Source organism: Klebsiella sp. GL120222-02, from assembly GCF_003097195.1.
In the GTDB taxonomy this organism is placed as follows: Bacteria; Pseudomonadota; Gammaproteobacteria; order Enterobacterales; family Enterobacteriaceae; genus Klebsiella; species Klebsiella variicola.
This window is the reverse complement of the sequence record NZ_QEQO01000002.1, coordinates 642,898-660,769: the sequence shown is the minus strand read 5'-3', so window position 1 is coordinate 660,769 and position 17,872 is coordinate 642,898. Positions and strand designations below refer to the sequence as shown.

Sequence of the window (17,872 nt, the reverse complement as noted above, 5' to 3'; positions counted from 1 at the left end):
ACTTATTGCTGGTCTTCTACGTAAATACCGGCAGATATAATGGCGCCGCCAATTCGCCGTTTGCCATAAAGCAAAGGGACCGGGTATCCCTGAGAGGCAGTGTTCGTCACGCCCCCAAAGGCGTAGGACGCTTTATTGTCAGCGGATTCTTTTCGTGCCAGGCCAGCTGGCTGTGGGGAAAGCATCTGAACAACGCCGCCGAGCATCATCGCAGCCCCCATTTTATAACCAAATGCTGACACGGGGTTGCCAGGAACAAAGTAAGAGCCGACAGCAGAGGCAACAATAATAACTGCTCCAAGAATTGTTTGAAGCAGTCCCGCCTTTTTACTACCAATTAAAACAGGAACAATTCTGATAACTTCACCACCAACAGGGAATCCTAAATCATCCTTACCGATATTTTTCTTTCCTTTGAAAACAGCAAAGGTCAACCCTTTTTCTTTGCTGTTATTCATGAAATGTTCAAATCCAGGGATGGTGGCAGCCAGTGCTATGCCTGCTTCTTGGACTGTTGAAATCAACCGATGATGAATCTTCCCGAAAGTTTTGCCAAGAATTCCAGAAAGCTCAATTCTTGTCATTATTTCCTGCATAATAGCTCCAGTTGGTGGGAAACGAGTTAATTAATAGTGGTTGGCCTTATATCCAAATCGCCATTAGCATCCGTAAAAACTCTTGCTGCTTTTTTCTCTCCAGCTTTAATATTGAAAAATCGTTCTTGCCTCTCTCGGTTTAAACTGCAAAGTCCTTTCCCTTCAAGATTAGCACCGACAGCCCACTCTCCCTCTGATAAATAAAATGTCGCTTTTTCTTTCGGATCCAGTTTCGCTACTCGCTCACCATTCAAATAAACTGTTGCATAGCATCCTGCCCCCACGAATCCTGAATCACGAACGATTGTCAGGCTACCGTTATTACCATCGTTTTCTTGATATTTAAAAACATGCTCTTTTGAGGCGGAAATAGCTTGGCTGGGAGGTACAACTGTTGTCGAACAACCTGTTACTGTGACAATTGCCAATGCTAGAGCTATTTTTTTCATTTCAGTGTCCCTTGGATTTATAGTTAAAATTCCACAAGAGATTAACACAGAGAATGGTATCGGACGATTTTCATTGTCCTTTCCATCCAGTATCCACCATACGGCACGCGCTTGCTGAGATGGCCATACAGGTGATGCAGCAGCATATTCCCTTCCAGCAGAATCCCGGCGTGGTTCCACTTATCCGCCTGCACCTGCATGATCACCATGTCACCCGGTTGCGGTGGACCATCAAACTCACGGAACCCGCATTCATACCAGCAGTCCTGATAAAAATTGTCCGGATACTCCTTTTCCCACCACGGATAATCGACGCGGTAATCGTGCAGCTCGATGCCGTGGGTTTGCCTAAAATAGCTCATCACCAGGCCCCAGCAATCGTAGTGACCCAGCACGAATGGTCGCTCGAGGAGCGGCAACTCACCACGCGGGTGGATGGTACGGAGATCGCCTTCTGGCCAGCTGATAATATGCCAGGGGAGAAGGGTCGCGTCGCATTGCGCTTTATCCAGTTCGCTCGGCTGGGTGGTGGCATCAGGATGGCTGTGAACAATACCGGTGATCGTTCCCCATTCCTCAACCTCCGCATAATCCTCCGGCGCCAGCACAAAATTATCTTTCGACTCTGTGGCCAGGTTCCGGCAGGGGAAATAACGCTCCGCTCGGCCCCTCTGGGCGACGAGGCCGCAGGCCTCGCGCGGATATTCTGCGGCCGCATGTTCCTGGATGGCCTTAATCGTTTTCTGACGCATATCAGCTCCTGATTAATGAGGTGCCGGGGAACCCGCCAAACGGCAGTTCACTATTCTCACCATGACGTAATTTGCAGGCCGTGAGCGTTCCGTTGCAGACATCCTGCGACGGGTCATCAACTGGCTGATTGTTCCTGTCAAAATACCGGGTGCCGGCATAGTCGCACCCGTTACCGCTGCGGTACTGATTGCGGATACACCAGGTGCAAATCGCATGCAGCTGGCGAGTCGGGATCATCATCCCCTGCAGGGCAAACGGGCTGGAGAGAGTAAATTCCACCTTCTCATCGTCTTCATAATGCTTTACGTCAATGAAGAAAAGGCGCCGTTTCTCCTGCGTCGGATCAGCTGAGGCATTCCCGTCCGGAAAGTTCTTCGCATCGAGATACTGTTTTTGCGTGTCGTGGATGACAACCCGCGCCAGAGCCAGATCGTCGTAATGAAGACAGAGCGCGGATATCTTTCCGTCGATGTTCCCTACCCGCAGCGTTGGCTGCGCGTCGCTGCCCGTGGTGGATGACTCGATCCCTTCGATTTCACATGGCCAGGCTTTATACTCCCGCCCCTGCCACCAGATGCTTTTCGCCGGCAGCTTATCCAGGTCGCCGCCAGCGGCGAGGATTTCGGCTGCAGTATGGGGAACGTTATAGCCGTGGAAATACAAAACCTCATCCAGGCCAAACGCCTGGCCATCGATCTCCAGGAGACGAACCTCATCGCCTGGCTCTAACTTCTGATAATTCGCGTTAAGGCTCATGGTTTAAATGCCTGAATAAAAGTGGCTGAAAGTGAGTAATTTCCGCCGCCCAGCGGCACCGGTTTGTATTGTTCGCAGCGGTAAAGCCCCACCTCTTCCAGAGGCGGGGTCCACTGAAACGCGCGGGTGCCGGCATGACGGTCGAAGAACTGCTTAATCGGACGGATATAGTCCTCCGTACCGACAAAACTCAGCTCCCAATCCTGTGATCGGGTGTTAATACCATCGCCGGATACCTGCGCATACCCGTCACCGAACTGCGCCTTCCGGACACGAAAGTTAACGGTCTGCTGGGGATTAACCCGCGGACTCCAGGTGAATATCTCAATAGCCATTAGCGTTGCCCTTTAACTGCATTCCAGACCATCCCGCCAGGGCGCATATCCTGCGCCATCAGCTCCCTGTATTTTTTCTCCACAAACGAGCCAATCTGCTGGCCAAACTGCTCAAAACCAGACGGCGCCTGCGTTGAGGTGTTTCCGCCTTCAATCGTGATATAGACTTTTGGCCCTTCCGACGCGCCGGCGTTCTGACCTCCACCGACAGCGCGTACACCCAGCGAACCATCGCCGGCACGCGTCAGTGGCATGATGGCCTCCGGCCCGGCCTCGCCAAATACGCCGGCCCCTTTTGCGAAAGCGAAGAACTGCGGAGAGTCGTAGACCTGGTTGCTGTATGCGCTCAGCGACGGCGAGTCGTAAACGCCGCCTTTGGCGTTGAACTGGAAGTTACTGGCGGCATTCTGGATCGCCGTCCCCGAGCCTGCGCCCGCAGCGCCCGTGACAACGCTGGTCCCGACGCCCACCACGCCCATAATGGTTTGCATGACGGAACTGGTGACCAGCGCCTGAGCGGCCATATCAACGAGGTTTTTTATGATCGACTGCGTGAGCGAGGAAAACAGGTCAGCCATGTTCTCCTTAAAGCTTCTCGTCCGCGTCAGCATGCTCGTCAGGAAGTTGCTTGAGCGCTCATGAGCCGTTTCAAATAACCCGACGGCCAGGCTCTGGAATTCTCCCTGTGATCGGTATAACTCCAGTGACGTCTGATACTGCGCATCGGCGGATTCTTTCGTCGCCTTCTGCATCAGCATTTCGTACTGTTCTTTGCTGATCGCGCTGCCCTGGTAGTACGCCTGCAGCAATGCCTGCCGCTGCGCAAGCTGATTGCGCAGCGAGACCAGTGGATCAACTTCGCCGGCGATATCCAGTGCCGGCGCAGCGATTTCATCGGCATGCGCCTGCAGCAGCTCTTTCGCGGTATCTCTGGCCAGCGTTATTCGTGCGGCCTGGTACTCTTTTTCATCAAGAAGGCGGGCTTTGAAAAGCTCAGCCAGGTCCCGGCTGGCTTCCTGCTCTTTTCGCAGAGTTTCCTGGGCGGGGGAATACTGCGCGGCCAGATCCAGTCGCTGTTTCTGGTAATTCTCTGCGTTCATTAACAGCGCGCGCTGCAGGTCAGCATCACTGGCGCCATTTTTCTTCGCCGCTTCCTGCAGCTCCCTGTTACTGTCCTTTTCCTGCAGGTTAATTCTGGCCAGGCTGGACGCATGGGCTTCTTCAATTTGCTGCCGCAGCGTTTTGAACTGGTCGACCTTGGACTTACTGCCTTTCCCCGTGCCGGTACCGCCATCGCCGCCCCAGGGATTTCCATCTCCGGTCTCTTTGGGGGGCGTGCTTAACGCCCCTTTCAGATCGTCCGTAAGGGAGGTTATTTTTCCCGATAAACCCAGCTGAGCCAGTGTTTTTGCATCACTGACACGCTTAATGTTTTCCTCGGTTTTGCGGAGTCCCTCGTTAACGCTATCTAGATCCGCCCGTGCACGCGCCTGGCCTTTTGTTACCCCTTCCAGCTGGCCGAAGGGGTCAAACCCTTTCAGGCTGTCGATACGACTGTCGGCATCCTGAATCTCTTTCATCAGCTGGTTACGCTGCACGACCTGGTTTTCGTACTGATCCTCCAGGTCGAACTGCTTCACATTTAGCTGGTTAAGCGAGAGGCGCATCAGCGCTTCACTGGTTTCGACTACGGCATCTTTTAAATCAATGGCTGACTGCCTGGCCTCCTTTGCTTTCTCATGAAAGTAAAGGAGGCCCGAACCGGCCAGCATCGCGGCGCCGAACGGACCACCGATTAAATTTAATGCACCTCTTGCCAGCCCCACCGCAACGGAGGCCGCGCGGGCTGATATCGACAATTGCCGGTTTGCCGCCGCCAGTTTCAGTTTCGCCTGGCTGGCCAGATTGGTTTGTTCAGTTTCCTGTCGGATGAGGCGGGTAAACTCATCCTGGTAACTGATATTCATCCCGAACAGTTTAGCCGTCCGCTCCATCTGCCGGTAGTGGCCAAACTCAGCGTCGTTCTGTTTCAGGATGGCCGCTGTCGAATCCAGCGTTTTGCGGGCAATATCCGCATCAGCCTGCGCCCGCGCTTTTACCGCCGCCTGGCTTTCCCGCCAGGCCGCGATATTCTCCCGTAGCCCTGCAGTCAGTTTCGTGGATAGCACGGGGATCAGGCTGTAAAGCGCCACGCTGGAGACGGTGTTGAAATTGTCTGCCAGGCTGTTCAGTGCCTCCGTGGCAACCTGAATCCCGCTGCGGAGTGGCCCGTTACTGCTCTGGCCGATCTTAATGACCATCCCTTCAAACGCACTGCTCAGCCCCAGCAAATCGCCGTTCAGGTTGTTAACCCTGATGGATGCCTGCTCATGCGCCGTTTTGGTACCGGTCAGGGAAGCGGTCAGCTCATCAAGCTTTGAACGGTTCTGGACCAGGATAGACGCCGCATTCAGGTTCTCCACGCCAAACAGTTTTACGGCCTGGGCCGTGGAGAGATTTTTCCCGGAAAGATTGGTCAGCGCCTGACTGAGACCAACCACGGACGGCTTGAGGCTCTTGTCCGTGCCCTTTTCCAGATTCAGGATGACGTTACGCAGCGCCGTGCCGGCTTCACCGCCTTTAATTTCACGCTCTGCCAGCACCTGAATCGCGGCATTCAGCTGCTCAAAACCAACGCCGGCCTGTGCGGCTGCGACGCCACCATTTTTAATGGCGGCCGCTGTATCCACAATCTCCGACGACCCGTACTTCGCGCCGGCAGCCAGCACGTTGATATAACGATCCGCCTCCTGCGCGCTCGCCCCGTACTGGTTTAAGGAGAGCGCCAGCGTTCTGGTCGCATCGGGCAGCGTTGTGCCGGCGGCTTGCGCCAGGATAAGCGCGCTGTTCGTAGCCTTCTGCAGTCCATCGGACGTTTTTAAAAGTTCCGGTTTAGCCGACGCCATCAGCTTTAACGCTTCGGCGGCCTGGCTGGCGCTGTACTCTGTCGTGCGCCCCATTTCCTGCGCAGCCAGATCCAGCGCTTTCATTTCAGCTGCAGTCGCACCGGTGATGGCCTGCAGGTCTGATAATGCCTGTCCATATTGTCTGGACGTGGTGACGATCGTGCCGATGGAAAGGCCGGCTCCTGCCAGTCCCGCCAGCCGGCTGGCCATCCCGGATATCGACAGACCGACCTTCTTATAGGCGTCCTCCGTCTTTTTCGCGTCCGCCTGGGCATTACGGTTAAACCGTCGTGACTGGTTCTCCGCATCGCCATACGCTCCCAGCAGCTGGGATTTAAAACTGGCTGCGTTCAGGTGCAGCCCGACCGCTAAAGATGCGACGTCTGCCATTACATTAATGCCCTCATGACTGCCGCGCATTCATCATCGACCCGGGATGGCGCAGGTGTGGTTTCGGTTGGTGGCGCGTTTTCATCGCCAGGACGGCGGAAAGTGCCCTGTTTCAGGAAGTAGGCTCGCCAGTGGTACAGAGTGTTTGCCGGCAACGCGGCAATTTTGGATGGGTCAGGCTCGCCCCAGCGGTCGGCCAGCCAGAAAATCAGCTCCAGCCAGGGCGAGTCACTCAGTTTTTTTCCGCTTCCTCCAGCTTGCCGATGGCGTGTTGCTTCACTTTTTCCACTGCGGCCAGCAGTTCGGGGTTTTCATGGGCCTTCAGCAGCTCGGCTGCCGTGGGTTTAAACTCATCCGGAATGGCCGTTCCATCCGGCTGAACCAGTGCATCGATGACGATCTGGATGACTTGCTCCGATGCCTCGCGCGCTGCGCCAGCTTTTGCGGTTTCAGCCATTTTCTCTTCGTAGCTGATGAGGTAATCCCCGGTCAGGCGGCGGATGAATACGGTGGCGCCAAATAACTCGGTTTTAATGACGGTTGGCTCCGATTTAAGCAACGCGGATTTCAGCGTGGACAGGTAATCTTTATCTTTCACAGGTAGTCCTTAAAAATAAAAAGCCACCCGAAGGTGGCTGTTTACAGGTTAAGTTAATCAGGCGCCGCCGGAGACAGCGACGGTTCCCCAGGTGATCTTGTTCTGCTTACCCTGAACAGTGATCTGGATGACCTCATTCGCCGGAGCGGCGATTTCATTCATCTGCCAGCCGGACAGCGCCAGGAGCATCGTCGCTGTTCGCTTGTTGGGTAATTCGACGTATAACTGGATGGTCTTGCGGGCCTCTGCTGCGTTCAGCAGCGCGGCAAAATCGGTATTGCCCGGATCATCAATGAAGCCCAGCGACTTTTCAGGCCCGTCAGGCAGATCGCTGATGGACTGTTTCTGCTTATCCAGTAACGTGGTGCAGTCGACAAAGCCCCCCGTCTGCCCCATTGCACCCAGCGCTTTACAGTTAATCAGCGGTTTCAGCGCTGACGTGGCAGTGCCAGGCTCCCCGTATTTCACAATGGTGCCCGCCGGCAACATCGCATATTCAGGCGAAGTTTTATCAGCCATGTTTCTCTCTCTTTTTATACGGCAGCGGATGCTACCTGTTTTCAATGCCGTTTCGGATTTCCACGGTTAACACGCGCAAAACGGTCTGGAGGTTGTAATCCAGGGCGGGTCGGATAAAGGGGTCTGCAACCTGTTTAACCGTGCCAAGCTCCTGCGCCAGCGCCTTCATATGGTGCTGCTTGCTGGGGCCAACACGGAGCGTTACAACCGCGTTCCCTTTACCCTTGCGGGTGGAAGAGCGGATTTTGATTGAGTCCCGCATGTGCGGCCCGGCAGACGTTTCGTCAAAGCCGGCATGCTGCTTCATATCTTCCTCGACGACCTTTAGCGCTTCGCGCCCGGCATCCCGCAATACCTTCGTCGCCACTTTTTCGCCCAGGGCCATTAACTGCCGCTCCAGCTCATCCAGCCCTTTAACTTCCATTCGGATCACGAGGAGTCCTCCACGTAGTGAATGATGAAATCGCGGGTCAGGCGATACTGAATGCGACGATTCGTCAGCTGGTTTTTATCCTGATGGATACCGCCTCGCTCCACATACTGAACCGGGATACCCTCCAGCTGGCCATGAACGACTGACTTCAGTTCCGCCCAGATTTTTTTATCCAGCTGCAGCAGTGAGGTGTAATTATCGAGAAGGTATAGGTTCACCTGGATACGGGCAGAGACGATCCCCGTTCGCAACATTCCCGAGACCATTTCCGGGTCAGAGATACGCTGAAAGGTCGCTCCTTCCTGGACTGTGTCCGGCAGTAAAAGCGGATACGCATTCATGCCGGTGATGCGCTCCAGCGCCCCCTTAATCGCCAGCTCTATCATGCCGCCCGTCAGCCTCCCCCGTGATAATGATCCGGTCCGTTTTGCGGTCGATATTCCGGACGGTATAAACCAGATTTTTCGTCGTGATTTTCCAGTCAATATCAACCAGCACACCCGGATAGACCGTAAACAGGCAGGTTTCCACCACCTGCTGCTGATCCAGCGTGCGGACTTTCCGCCCCGATACCAGCTCCCGTTTTGCCCACGCTTTTCCCGATTCAACCTGCTTTTCCGGTAGCGGTTCACCCAGCGGCCCCCGCCCGGACTGAACGTAGCTAATTGCAATGCGACAGTTCATATCACCCGGTTTCAGGCTCATAGCGTATGCTCCTGCAGGGGGAAAAGAAGATGCCTCACCGCAGCGGTTTCCAGCCACTGTCCGGTATGGCCATTCAGATACGCATCGCTGACCAGAAACTGAATGGCCAGCCGGATATCTTCATCCGCGATAAATCCGCGGACGGTCTCCGGGAGTGCCTGCAGCTCTTCATCACTGGTGACCAGCTTGCAGTAATAATCACGCTCGATGCTCCGCTGCGCGGCGTTCACCATTTGCGTGAGCATGGCGTCATGCTCCGTGAAATCCAGTTCCAGGCGTAGCTGGTTTTTCACATCATCCAATGTCAGTATCAAAATCGCTGTCTCCCGGCTTCGGTTTCAGCGCACGTTCGGCATCCTCCGGCCATACCGCGATACGCCGCTTAACCAGTTCTTCGGCGAGCGATCCTTCAAAGCACGCGATATCTCCACGGGAATAACGGTGGTGCGGCCCAAGGAACACAACGGATTTACGCTCTGCCTGTGCGACCACGGTCGCATGGTTGTCCTGTGTGCCTGTTTCTTCCGGCTCCACTGCTTTATTTTTCGCAGCCATAACATTCTCCTGAAAGGGAAAAGCCCGCATATGCGGGCCGTATTTACTGAGGGATGGGTTAGAACAGGACGCCGGTACCCAGCACCAGGCCTTCCGGATGACGGAAGCCAATATCATGCTCAGTAACAACGCGGATTAGCGACTGGTTACGGGAAAACGCAGATACCAGGGTGCCATCGGCATCGATGTAAGAGGCTTCCTTCGAGAAGTCGACTTTCATATTACCGTCTTCAGCGATAACCACATCATTGAAGTCAGCAAAGTAAATCTCAGTCTCCTTACCCCCGGTCCCCAGATTCGCAGGGATCGCGCTGGTACGCTGAACCGGATATCCTTTAAGTAATCCCTGAGCCATTTCCGGATAGACTTTGTTGCCGTTGCCGTCACGCAGCCCAAACAACTTCATATAGGTACGGTTCGACATGCCCCAGCCGCTGCTGATCATATTGCTGTTGCCGTCCATCGCCATCAAAATGATCTTGTCCAGATACTCGTCAACCGTGTTCAGGTTGATCGCTGCATCAGCTTCCCACGGCAGCAGGCGGTTCCACTGCGTCGCGCGCGCCTTCATACCAATCGGTGTATCGCCGGTACCGTCATCGCGCATAAAGGCTTTATCCTCACGCACTGAGATGGCGGTCAGAATATCCTGCAGGACCAGCTGCTCGACGTTGAATCCGGCGCGGCCAATCAGTGCATTGGAAATAGGCACCATCGCAATCAGAGTTTTCGCCGTCAGTTTTACATCATCAAAGCGTGTTTCTGATGTCTTGGCGTCTTTGTTTTCTCCTGTGTAGCTTGCCGTTGCACCACCGGCTACGCGTGGTAGCGTCATATTACCGTTAGGCAGCGGAACGGGACGGGCACCCAGCTTGCGGACGATGGTTCGGTCGCTCAGTAGCTCGATCACCTCACTGTGGAGGTTCTGTGGAATAAGCACCCCCCCGGATGCCGCTGCGGTGGAAATGGCCATCGATACGGACTGGTCATTCAGATCTTCTGAAGCGAATTTTGCCGCATCCTGCAGATCACCTGCGCCTGCGGCGACAGACATAACCAGTCGGGTCATGCCGGCACCGGTGTACTGTTTCGGCTCCTGCTTAACAATAATGCCGGGGGCCTGCTGAGTCGCTTTCACGGGCTTTGCGACCAGCGCCGCAGCACGTTCGGCGGCTTCCAGGCGTTCAATTTTGGCGCTGATATCAGTGAACTGCTGCTGCAGGTTCGCAAACTCCGTCAGCTGCTCCGCAGTCAGCGTGCCGCCGCTGGCGTCAATGGTTGCCAGGGCCTGAACCTGTTCGTTTATACCCGCACGCTGACGACGCAATTCTTCAATATGTGGCATTTTATTTCTCTCTTTTTAGACATAAAAAAAGCAGCCTACTGGCTGCTTAAGGTGACGCGGTTTGTGTTTGCGCCGGGTTACATTTTAGTTTGCAGATCCATCGCGGCTGCCTGCATCTGAATGGAGGTTTTTTGACGGGGTTGCTGATACTTTGCCGCGATAGCATTGATCGCCGCCTGGGGGTCAGAGACTTCATCCGCCAGGCCGGCGGACACAGCGCCAGGGCCAAAATACACCCCCGCCTGCGTATCAATGACGGCCTGCTGATTCAGGCCGCGATATTCGGCCACCGACCCCGTAAACGTCTCGTACATTTCGTCGATCATGCCCTGGAACATACCCAGCGACTCTTCACTCAGTGGTTCATGTTGGGTGCCGTTATTTTTGTTATCTCCCCGGTAAATGGTGGTGAACGTCAGCCCCATTTTTTCTTCCATCTTCGACGTATCGAGGTGCTCCATGATCACACCAATCGACCCCACGCCACTGGTCTGGCTGACGATGATTTTGCTGCAGGCCGATGCGATGAAATACGCGGCGGAATACGCGCTGTAGTTCACAATCGCCGTGATGGGTTTCGTGTCGCGAGACTGATAAATGTAATCGGCCAGCTCCTTGCACCCCACCGCTGCGCCGCCGCCGGAGTTAATATCCAGAACGATTTCGCTGATTGAGGGGTCGTTTAACGCCGCCTGCAACTGCCCGCGGATCCGCTCGTAGCTGGTCAGCTCGGAGCACATCGCCGTAATCTGCCCCCGGCGTGGAACAAGAATGCCGTGAACGGGGATCACCGCCACCCCGCCGGTGGGCTGGACCTGCTCAGCAGCAGGTGATTTCCCCGGATTCAGCGCCATCTGAATGACGGCATCTTCGGTGATCCCCTGAATACGGGGGATGAGCACCGCTTTCACGGAGTCCATTGTTTGCCGCGTCACGTAATGCGGCACGCCAAAGACCATATCTGCCAGGTGCGGCAGGTTAATTAATTTCGTTGTCATGTTGTCTTCCAGGTCATCCCGCGCGGCGGGAAATAATCAGGCTCTGGCCAGAAGGGATTCTATTTCGGCCAGCTGTTTTGCTGTCGGCGACTTATCGCCAGGAAGGATCTTCGCGCTGTCGACCATATTGAGCGGCGTCAGGTATTTGTCCCCGCCAGCAATTGGCGGCAGATTCTCCATACGCCGGATATCGTTAGTGGATAGCCATCCCCACTGGCGGCCCAGCGCATACGATTCATAGCGTGACTTCTGGTCGCCTCGCAGCAGCCCGGAAACGTTGAACTCGATGTACAAATCGCGGCGTTCGCAGGGCAGAAGCAGATCGCGCTGCAGCGCACCCTCATGGCGTTTCAGCCAGGCCAGCAGCGTATACATCACGAACTGCAGGCCCTGGTGCTCGATGTTGTTGTTGGTCGCTTTCGCCAGCATCTGCACCATATGTGGCGGGATTTTATAGAGCCGGCAGACCTCTTCCACGCCCCACTGCCGCGACTGTAGCAGCTGCGCCTTTTCGTTATCCTGCGACAGTTGTTTGTAGCTCATGCCCTCCTGCAGCAATGCCACAGAGAACATATTGTGAATACCGGAATGGCGCTCGGTCCATTTCGCCAGCAGGCGATCAATAGCATCCTGGCTTTTAATGGTCGCAGCCTCTTTCGGACGCTCTATCACCCCGCTCATCGTTGTCCCGCGCCGGAATGTCGCGGCCGCATGCTCCTCAACCGCCAGATTCAGCCCCAGAACATCTGCGTTCGTCTGAATGGGGGAACTGCCGATATAGCCATCCAGAGAAAAGACCTTCACATGGTGCATCATGCGCATCGGCAGAATTTCACCGACTTCCGGGAGTTGGTAATACGGCATACCGTCCGGCCCTTTCAGCACAATGACCTTTTTCGGGTTAATGGGGATCAGCTCTTTCGGGTAGCCTTTCCCGTCCCGTTCGATGATCGAGTAGCAATTTCCCTCCAGCCCCAGCAATCCCTGCTGCTGCTCGAAATACTCGAATGAGGTATCTTTCCTGTTAGGCCGGGAGTGAATCAGGTCATAAACCGGGTGATCCGTCGCACGCTGGCGCCCGCCATTTTTATCCCGCCGGTAAAGTTCGCACGGCAGCTGCGCGACGGACTCCGCCAGGAGGGTGACACAGGCCCGGACCGCTGAAAGCCCAAGAGCGCTTTCCGGCGTGATTATGATGCCAGTTTTGCTCTGGCTTGAACGAACCCCGCCCAGCATGGCTTCCCAGAAGCTATTACCCGAATATTGTCGGCCCCTGAACATCTGGGGAAGGAACATTATTCACCTCCGCCATTGCTGACGCCGGAGGAAAAGGCCCGGGTTGTCATATATGACCAGCCCAGACAAATAATCCCTCCTGTTATCAATCCCACTGATGGAGAAATAAGCCAGGCTCCAGCTGATAACAATCCAGCACCAGTGAGGCCGACAATAAAACTCAGAACTGAAATTAGCATGCTATATCTTCCTCATCGTATACGGATGTCATCACTGAACTGTTAAGCATGGCGCGCCCCAGCCCCATCATTAAACCAACCGCACCATCTATCTTGTTCTGCCGCCCTTCTTTCCCGGGACGCACAATATCGTCACTTCCGGGAAGGTACTGGCCGACGATATTGGAAATACACCAGTTCATGATGGGGTGTCCGTCATGATGGAATCTCCCCGAGATGAGCGCAGCCTCAATCTCTCTCATAGGATCACTCATATGGGTAAAATTTTGTCTTATCTCAACAGGCTCAAGCCCCTCTTCCTCAAGCATGTGACGTAATGAAGTCGCGCCATAAGGATCAATGGGGCATTGGGCAATTTTTACGGTATTCCGCAGCTTCAGGATCGTTTCAAATATCAGTCTGTAATCAACTTCGCCACCATCGGTCGGGATCAACTTACCCTGCCGGACAAAGGACTGATAACGTTCTGCGGTACTTTTCAGCGCGGTCTCCTGCGAGTAAATGGTTTCTTCGGGTGCCCAGAACAGAGGAGAAACACAGTAAAAATGTGTTATTCCGTCTATTTCACGACGAAAAACTGGAACCACGGCATTGAGGTCAACTTTCGAGGCCAGATCGATACCCAGCCAGCATTCTTCCCCTTCAAAATCTGACAACTTAAGGTTTTTATCGGCTGCATCCATCCATTTTCTCAGGTCGTAATAAGCTGATTTTGCGCTTACCCAGCGATTGAAATGCTTGGTCAGAATCTTGTTTGTCTGCCCGGGCGTCGACATACCCAATAATTGTTTAGCCCGGAGAAAATCTGCTTTTACCGAAATGCCATAGTTGGGGTTTGCCTTGATTAATGCCTCAGGAGTCGTCCAGTCATCATCGTCATCAAGGCCATAAATCAGCCCAAATATGGTTTCATTTTCCTCGCCATTACGGGTTCTCCGCAGGATCTCGACAACCTGAGTACGCTTTTCATAGCAAGGGGATGTAATGTCATAGCCGGCAGTGGTGATGATCAGTGTCATCGGTTGTTCACGAGCCCCCATACCGGTGGTCATGGTGGTGTAAAGCGCATCAGTAGTATGTTCGTGATATTCATCAATGATGGCGCATGATGGCGAATCACCATCCCCCGGGTCACCGATCACAGGCGCAAAAACCGAACCGTCAGGGCGCGTCATTTTTTTTGCCCAGGGTTTTATCGAGAATTTTTGCCGCAATGCCGGCAGCTTTTTCACCATTTGCAGCGCCGGAGAAAATACCTTCCATGCCTGTTTTTCAGTCGTGGCGCCGCAATAGACTTCTGCACCATGCTCGCCATCTGCACAAAACATATAATTTCCTACAGCAGCGGCAATAGCGGATTTCCCGTTCTTCCTGGGCACCTCGATATAGATTTCAGAGAAACGACGCAGGCCTGTCTTCTTGTGTACCCATCCAAACGGTACGCCAAGAGCGAACTTCTGCCAGGCTTCAAATTCAATCCGGAGTTTACGCCGGGCCCATTCCCCTGAGGTATGAGGCATTTTCTGGGCAAAACGAAGAAATCGTTCTGCTTTGTTTTTATCGAAGCGGTAGGGCCAGTGGGGATCCTTTGCTCGTTCGAGGTCGTCCAGATGTCGCTGACAGGCAAGTACCGTTAACTGACACGCCAGAATCTTCCCGCCAACGATATCCCGCGCATACTGGTTCGCCGCATTGACGTTCGGATAGGTAGCCATCAGTCAAACTCATCGAATTCATTCCCGTCATCGTCCGGATCCTTTTGTCCGCTGGTCATGCGAAGACGACTGAGCGGATCTAACCCCAACAGAGAGCCGAGGCGGGCAAGCTGGGAAACCGAGTCATTCCGGACATTAACTGCAGGGTGTTTTTTCAGGCCCCCCATTTCACTTTCTGAGGTCAGTCCGCTGGCCAGCATTTTTTCGGCTTCGAGCATCAGATGAAAAGCATTGCAGTAAGCCAGCAACAAAGGTGCGTCCTCCAGCTCAAACACCCCTCGGTCGATGAGTATTTTGCTTTGCGTCTTCCACATTCTTATTGCCGCCTCCCCCATTAACTCAGCGGGAGGCGCAATACGTGTTAATTTGCTTTTTTGCCCGGTGGGTAAAGTGGGTTTTCGGCCACCACCGGACGATCGAATTCCTCCGGCCATAAACGTTCCTTTGATAGATGAAACCTTCCGGAAAAAAGTTTCTTATTTCTGGCGTGTAAAAATAGACTTCAACGGGCAGTCCCGAAGCGCGAAAGGGGTCAGGGATTTGCTCCCCCCTACCCCTGGCTGCAGCTGCCTAAGTCGAGGAGGAGGTCGTCATTCCGGCTGCGCCGGCGGCGAATACGGTTCGCATTGCGCGGGCCTGCATATCTCAGACGTTCAATGAACACCAGTTGTTATACCGGCGGTCAGGATCCTGTCGCTGTAGCGGAGCCTCCATCGGCCTGCAGTACGCTTTCTGGTAGCCGTTCATCTAATGGCTGGTTCTCGAACACCTTCATCCCAAACTGACCGATCCAGGTGCTGACTGAGTTGATGTTCCCTGCGATGAAGTCGGTCACCTCGGCGATCAATGCTTTAACGACGACATCTGTACTCTGACGCCAGTAATTCTCAATCGCAACCAGCAACGGATCGGAACCATTACTGACAGATTGTTCACCTACGCTATATGTTTTTTTCTTCGCGCTATCGGTGATGCATAGCAGCTGGCTGGTCTGGACGGCTCCAGCCTCTGCCGCAATGACCTGCATCGTCAGCGTAGCCAATTTGTTCCCGTCTGCATCAGCGCTGGATGCATAGAACATGGAGAGCGTCAGATCCGTGCGTTGATACATCATTGCTTACCTCCACGGCGATGGCGGGAACGGCGACCACCGGAAGGCGGAGATTGTTGCTCCTGTACCAGCTCACCCTCTAAAGGCTCCTGATCCATTGCAGGTGATGAGGCAGGGGCCGGAGCAATATCATGTGCAATCGTCAGTTTAAGCAGGGGCCGGCCGCCCTGAACATGCTCAAAATGGATGCCATGTACGGCTTCATGCATCCGTGACTGACCATCCGTCTCCAGAACGGTCAAAGCGCCATCAACGTATTCAATTTTGAAATTCTTCATCGGGTTCTCTCTGTTGCTGTTTTCTTGCTGTGGCAGGTCCAGCACAATGACTCGAGATTAAAGTCATCGTCTGTACCGCCATGAGCTTTAGGAATAATGTGATCGACACTTGAGGCTTTCGTGGCAATACCGTCTCGCCTGCAGTTCTGACAAAGGTATTTATCCCTCTTCATGATACGGGCCCGTTTAATTTCCCACGGACGACCATAACCACGTTCCTGCCGAGTTTTTCCAGTCTGATAGTTACGCCAGCCATCACCGGCGTGTTGCTGCCGATGGATCTCACAGTACCCACTGACATCATTCGTTACTGCCGCGCATCCTCTGTGCCGGCAGGGTCGTTTAGCGCGTAGTGGCATTACTTTTTCCGAAGTTAGTGATAACGCAGCCGTTAACACCGTTTTGTGTTATAGGGATGATGCCAGGGTGAACTTGACGCCATATTGACCCCAATAAAAAGCCCCGCATGAGCGGGGCTGTAGATTCAGATAAATGGTTTGGCTACTGGTAGCTATCTGCAAAATGCCCTTCAATCTGAGATCTGACATCAACAGTTTCGTCTAACTTTAAGGAATCATAGCCCTTAATATGGAAATGAGGCTCATATGAATAAATTGTAATAAACGCATATGACCCTTCATCTCCTGAGAAAATCTCATATTTGACGCGAGAAAGACCGGCACCAACTAACATGTATGTATCCAGAAGCTTCTGGGTATTCATCATCCATTCCTTTTCCTTTAAAAATCCTTCTCAGCGTACATGAATTCGATAGATGACGACAGCAATGGATCCTTGCAGACTTCTAAAAACCTCAATATTAGTGAGTCAATACCCATGCAGCCCCCCAAAAATGCCAAAAAATAAAGCGGCAAGCAGCCAGGCAAGCGCAGTCTTCTTCATTAACACTCCGTAAAATGCTATAGACATTGCCAGACACAGCGTTATAAAAATTGGCCACATAGTCAATAACAAAAACAAATAACTAAATAACCCATTATTAATAGTTATATTCACCGCTAACTTAACCCTGACGTTCTAAATATGAGCTGCATCTCATGACACCATACAATCTGTTCTTTCTGGCGAACTATAGCATTCCCAAAGGTACTCAGTGAATGCTTGATGCCTTAGCCGCTGAGCTCCGTTAACTGATTTACAACCGCTACGCTTGTTATATCCGGAGTGTTGTCTAAACTATCAAATGACTTTGCTCTGCCATGACAAAGTCCGTCGTTCTACCCGTGAGCTCAGGGATGAGCCACTTCCTGTAGTATCTGACCTTCCATTTTTTCTCAAAACCAGTAGAAAAACATCCCGCAATCTGACTAAACTCCGACATTGGCTGCCCCTGCAGCACCCCGTCAATTTGTCGGATTTACTCCACGGGGTTTTTTATAACCTGAAGCTGCTGGACAAAGGCCCCAGGAATCCAGCCCACCAGCGGCACATTTCCCCGGTATCCAGAAGCAGGATACCTGAGAGTTGTTATATCCTTCTAACATATGAGGATAGTATTGTGATTAGTTCTATTCAAACGTGAGTTCATCGAGCCTTAATGGTTTTCTTATAAAAGTCTTTTTGCATTCGATAATGAGTATCTGCCCCTCGCACAATGCGCAAAGCACAGGAGAGGATTTATCGGAATCACTGCTTCCACAGGTGTACTCCTTAACTCCATAAAGAGTGCACTCAATCGTGTTATCTCTGACAAGATTGATATGCCCGGCATTCCGTTCACCTTGTAAAATATACTTACTCTGCTTATCTTTTATACCACCAGAGAGAGTCGCCACTCCTTTATCAAAATCACATATGAAAATCTTAAGTCCGCCATCTGATATAAGCACTTCCAATGTCAGTTTGTCACCTGAAGCTGGATCAGACATCCTCGCATAACATTTTCTAACCACAAC

24 protein-coding genes are annotated in these 17,872 nt (G+C 53.1%); all 24 read right to left on the bottom strand.

What is annotated here, in order from left to right; all coding sequences use genetic code 11:
- Nucleotides 1–2: 2 nt before the first annotated feature.
- The 24 genes from N438_RS08535 to N438_RS08410 all read right to left on the bottom strand — a co-directional run bounded on the left by N438_RS08535 (nt 3) and on the right by N438_RS08410 (nt 17,845).
- On the bottom strand, nt 3–596 hold the full coding sequence (locus tag N438_RS08535; protein WP_116696229.1) for a tail assembly protein: 594 nt from the start codon (nt 594–596) through the stop codon (nt 3–5).
- A gap of 26 nt (nt 597–622) precedes the next feature.
- Nucleotides 623–1,045, bottom strand: a complete 423-nt coding sequence (locus tag N438_RS08530) for a hypothetical protein (protein WP_073557413.1) — start codon at nt 1,043–1,045, stop codon at nt 623–625.
- Nucleotides 1,046–1,086: 41 nt separating this feature from the next.
- The gene (locus N438_RS08525) at nt 1,087–1,797 is read right to left on the bottom strand and encodes a C40 family peptidase (protein WP_116696228.1); all 711 of its coding nucleotides are present in this window, start codon (nt 1,795–1,797) and stop codon (nt 1,087–1,089) included.
- A gap of 1 nt (nt 1,798) precedes the next feature.
- On the bottom strand, nt 1,799–2,554 hold the full coding sequence (locus N438_RS08520) for a phage minor tail protein L (RefSeq protein WP_023289191.1): 756 nt from the start codon (nt 2,552–2,554) through the stop codon (nt 1,799–1,801).
- Nucleotides 2,551–2,889 (bottom strand): phage tail protein, encoded by a 339-nt coding sequence (locus N438_RS08515; protein ID WP_017898999.1) that lies wholly within the window; start codon nt 2,887–2,889, stop codon nt 2,551–2,553. Before N438_RS08515 ends, N438_RS08520 begins: the two co-directional genes overlap by 4 nt.
- Entirely contained in the window at nt 2,889–6,224 is a 3,336-nt protein-coding gene (locus N438_RS08510) for a phage tail tape measure protein (protein ID WP_116696227.1), read from the bottom strand. The genes N438_RS08515 and N438_RS08510 overlap by 1 nt, the downstream gene beginning before the upstream one ends.
- A 232-nt stretch (nt 6,225–6,456) precedes the next feature.
- The gene (locus N438_RS08500; RefSeq protein ID WP_014228914.1) at nt 6,457–6,822 is read right to left on the bottom strand and encodes a phage tail protein; all 366 of its coding nucleotides are present in this window, start codon (nt 6,820–6,822) and stop codon (nt 6,457–6,459) included.
- 57 nt (nt 6,823–6,879) lie between these two features.
- The gene (locus N438_RS08495) at nt 6,880–7,341 is read right to left on the bottom strand and encodes a phage tail protein (RefSeq protein WP_116696226.1); all 462 of its coding nucleotides are present in this window, start codon (nt 7,339–7,341) and stop codon (nt 6,880–6,882) included.
- A gap of 31 nt (nt 7,342–7,372) precedes the next feature.
- Nucleotides 7,373–7,774, bottom strand: coding sequence for an HK97-gp10 family putative phage morphogenesis protein (locus tag N438_RS08490; RefSeq protein ID WP_021462608.1), 402 nt, complete (start codon nt 7,772–7,774; stop codon nt 7,373–7,375).
- Nucleotides 7,771–8,160, bottom strand: coding sequence for a hypothetical protein (locus N438_RS08485; RefSeq protein ID WP_048263894.1), 390 nt, complete (start codon nt 8,158–8,160; stop codon nt 7,771–7,773). Before N438_RS08485 ends, N438_RS08490 begins: the two co-directional genes overlap by 4 nt.
- Complete coding sequence (locus N438_RS08480; RefSeq protein WP_014228910.1) at nt 8,141–8,479, bottom strand: head-tail adaptor protein; 339 nt, start codon at nt 8,477–8,479, stop codon at nt 8,141–8,143. Before N438_RS08480 ends, N438_RS08485 begins: the two co-directional genes overlap by 20 nt.
- Complete coding sequence (locus N438_RS08475; RefSeq protein WP_023339902.1) at nt 8,476–8,793, bottom strand: head-tail connector protein; 318 nt, start codon at nt 8,791–8,793, stop codon at nt 8,476–8,478. The genes N438_RS08480 and N438_RS08475 overlap by 4 nt, the downstream gene beginning before the upstream one ends.
- Nucleotides 8,774–9,034, bottom strand: a complete 261-nt coding sequence (locus N438_RS08470) for a hypothetical protein (protein WP_116696225.1) — start codon at nt 9,032–9,034, stop codon at nt 8,774–8,776. The genes N438_RS08475 and N438_RS08470 overlap by 20 nt, the downstream gene beginning before the upstream one ends.
- A 58-nt stretch (nt 9,035–9,092) precedes the next feature.
- Nucleotides 9,093–10,379 carry a phage major capsid protein gene (locus N438_RS08465; protein ID WP_116696224.1) on the bottom strand — a complete coding sequence of 429 codons (1,287 nt, stop codon included), beginning with the start codon at nt 10,377–10,379 and terminating at the stop codon, nt 9,093–9,095.
- A 77-nt stretch (nt 10,380–10,456) separates the two neighbouring features.
- Nucleotides 10,457–11,377, bottom strand: a complete 921-nt coding sequence (locus N438_RS08460; RefSeq protein WP_116696223.1) for a S49 family peptidase — start codon at nt 11,375–11,377, stop codon at nt 10,457–10,459.
- Nucleotides 11,378–11,413: 36 nt separating this feature from the next.
- Nucleotides 11,414–12,673 carry a phage portal protein gene (locus N438_RS08455; protein WP_116696222.1) on the bottom strand — a complete coding sequence of 420 codons (1,260 nt, stop codon included), beginning with the start codon at nt 12,671–12,673 and terminating at the stop codon, nt 11,414–11,416.
- Nucleotides 12,673–12,852 carry a hypothetical protein gene (locus tag N438_RS08450; protein WP_020318187.1) on the bottom strand — a complete coding sequence of 60 codons (180 nt, stop codon included), beginning with the start codon at nt 12,850–12,852 and terminating at the stop codon, nt 12,673–12,675. The genes N438_RS08455 and N438_RS08450 overlap by 1 nt, the downstream gene beginning before the upstream one ends.
- The gene (locus N438_RS08445) at nt 12,846–14,567 is read right to left on the bottom strand and encodes a terminase TerL endonuclease subunit (RefSeq protein WP_116696221.1); all 1,722 of its coding nucleotides are present in this window, start codon (nt 14,565–14,567) and stop codon (nt 12,846–12,848) included. Before N438_RS08445 ends, N438_RS08450 begins: the two co-directional genes overlap by 7 nt.
- Nucleotides 14,567–15,001 (bottom strand): phage terminase small subunit P27 family, encoded by a 435-nt coding sequence (locus N438_RS08440; protein WP_012542168.1) that lies wholly within the window; start codon nt 14,999–15,001, stop codon nt 14,567–14,569. The genes N438_RS08445 and N438_RS08440 overlap by 1 nt, the downstream gene beginning before the upstream one ends.
- 248 nt (nt 15,002–15,249) lie before the next feature.
- On the bottom strand, nt 15,250–15,681 hold the full coding sequence (locus N438_RS08435; RefSeq protein WP_023316687.1) for a hypothetical protein: 432 nt from the start codon (nt 15,679–15,681) through the stop codon (nt 15,250–15,252).
- Nucleotides 15,678–16,001, bottom strand: a complete 324-nt coding sequence (locus N438_RS08430) for a hypothetical protein (RefSeq protein ID WP_072057606.1) — start codon at nt 15,999–16,001, stop codon at nt 15,678–15,680. Before N438_RS08430 ends, N438_RS08435 begins: the two co-directional genes overlap by 4 nt.
- Nucleotides 15,953–16,315, bottom strand: coding sequence for an HNH endonuclease (locus N438_RS08425; protein WP_086893036.1), 363 nt, complete (start codon nt 16,313–16,315; stop codon nt 15,953–15,955). The genes N438_RS08430 and N438_RS08425 overlap by 49 nt, the downstream gene beginning before the upstream one ends.
- A gap of 142 nt (nt 16,316–16,457) precedes the next feature.
- A complete protein-coding gene (locus tag N438_RS08420) occupies nt 16,458–16,682 on the bottom strand; it encodes a DNA gyrase subunit B (protein WP_227543539.1) in 225 nt (74 codons plus the stop codon).
- A gap of 803 nt (nt 16,683–17,485) precedes the next feature.
- A complete protein-coding gene (locus N438_RS08410) occupies nt 17,486–17,845 on the bottom strand; it encodes a hypothetical protein (RefSeq protein WP_064793021.1) in 360 nt (119 codons plus the stop codon).
- Between the last annotated feature and the right edge of the window lie 27 nt (nt 17,846–17,872).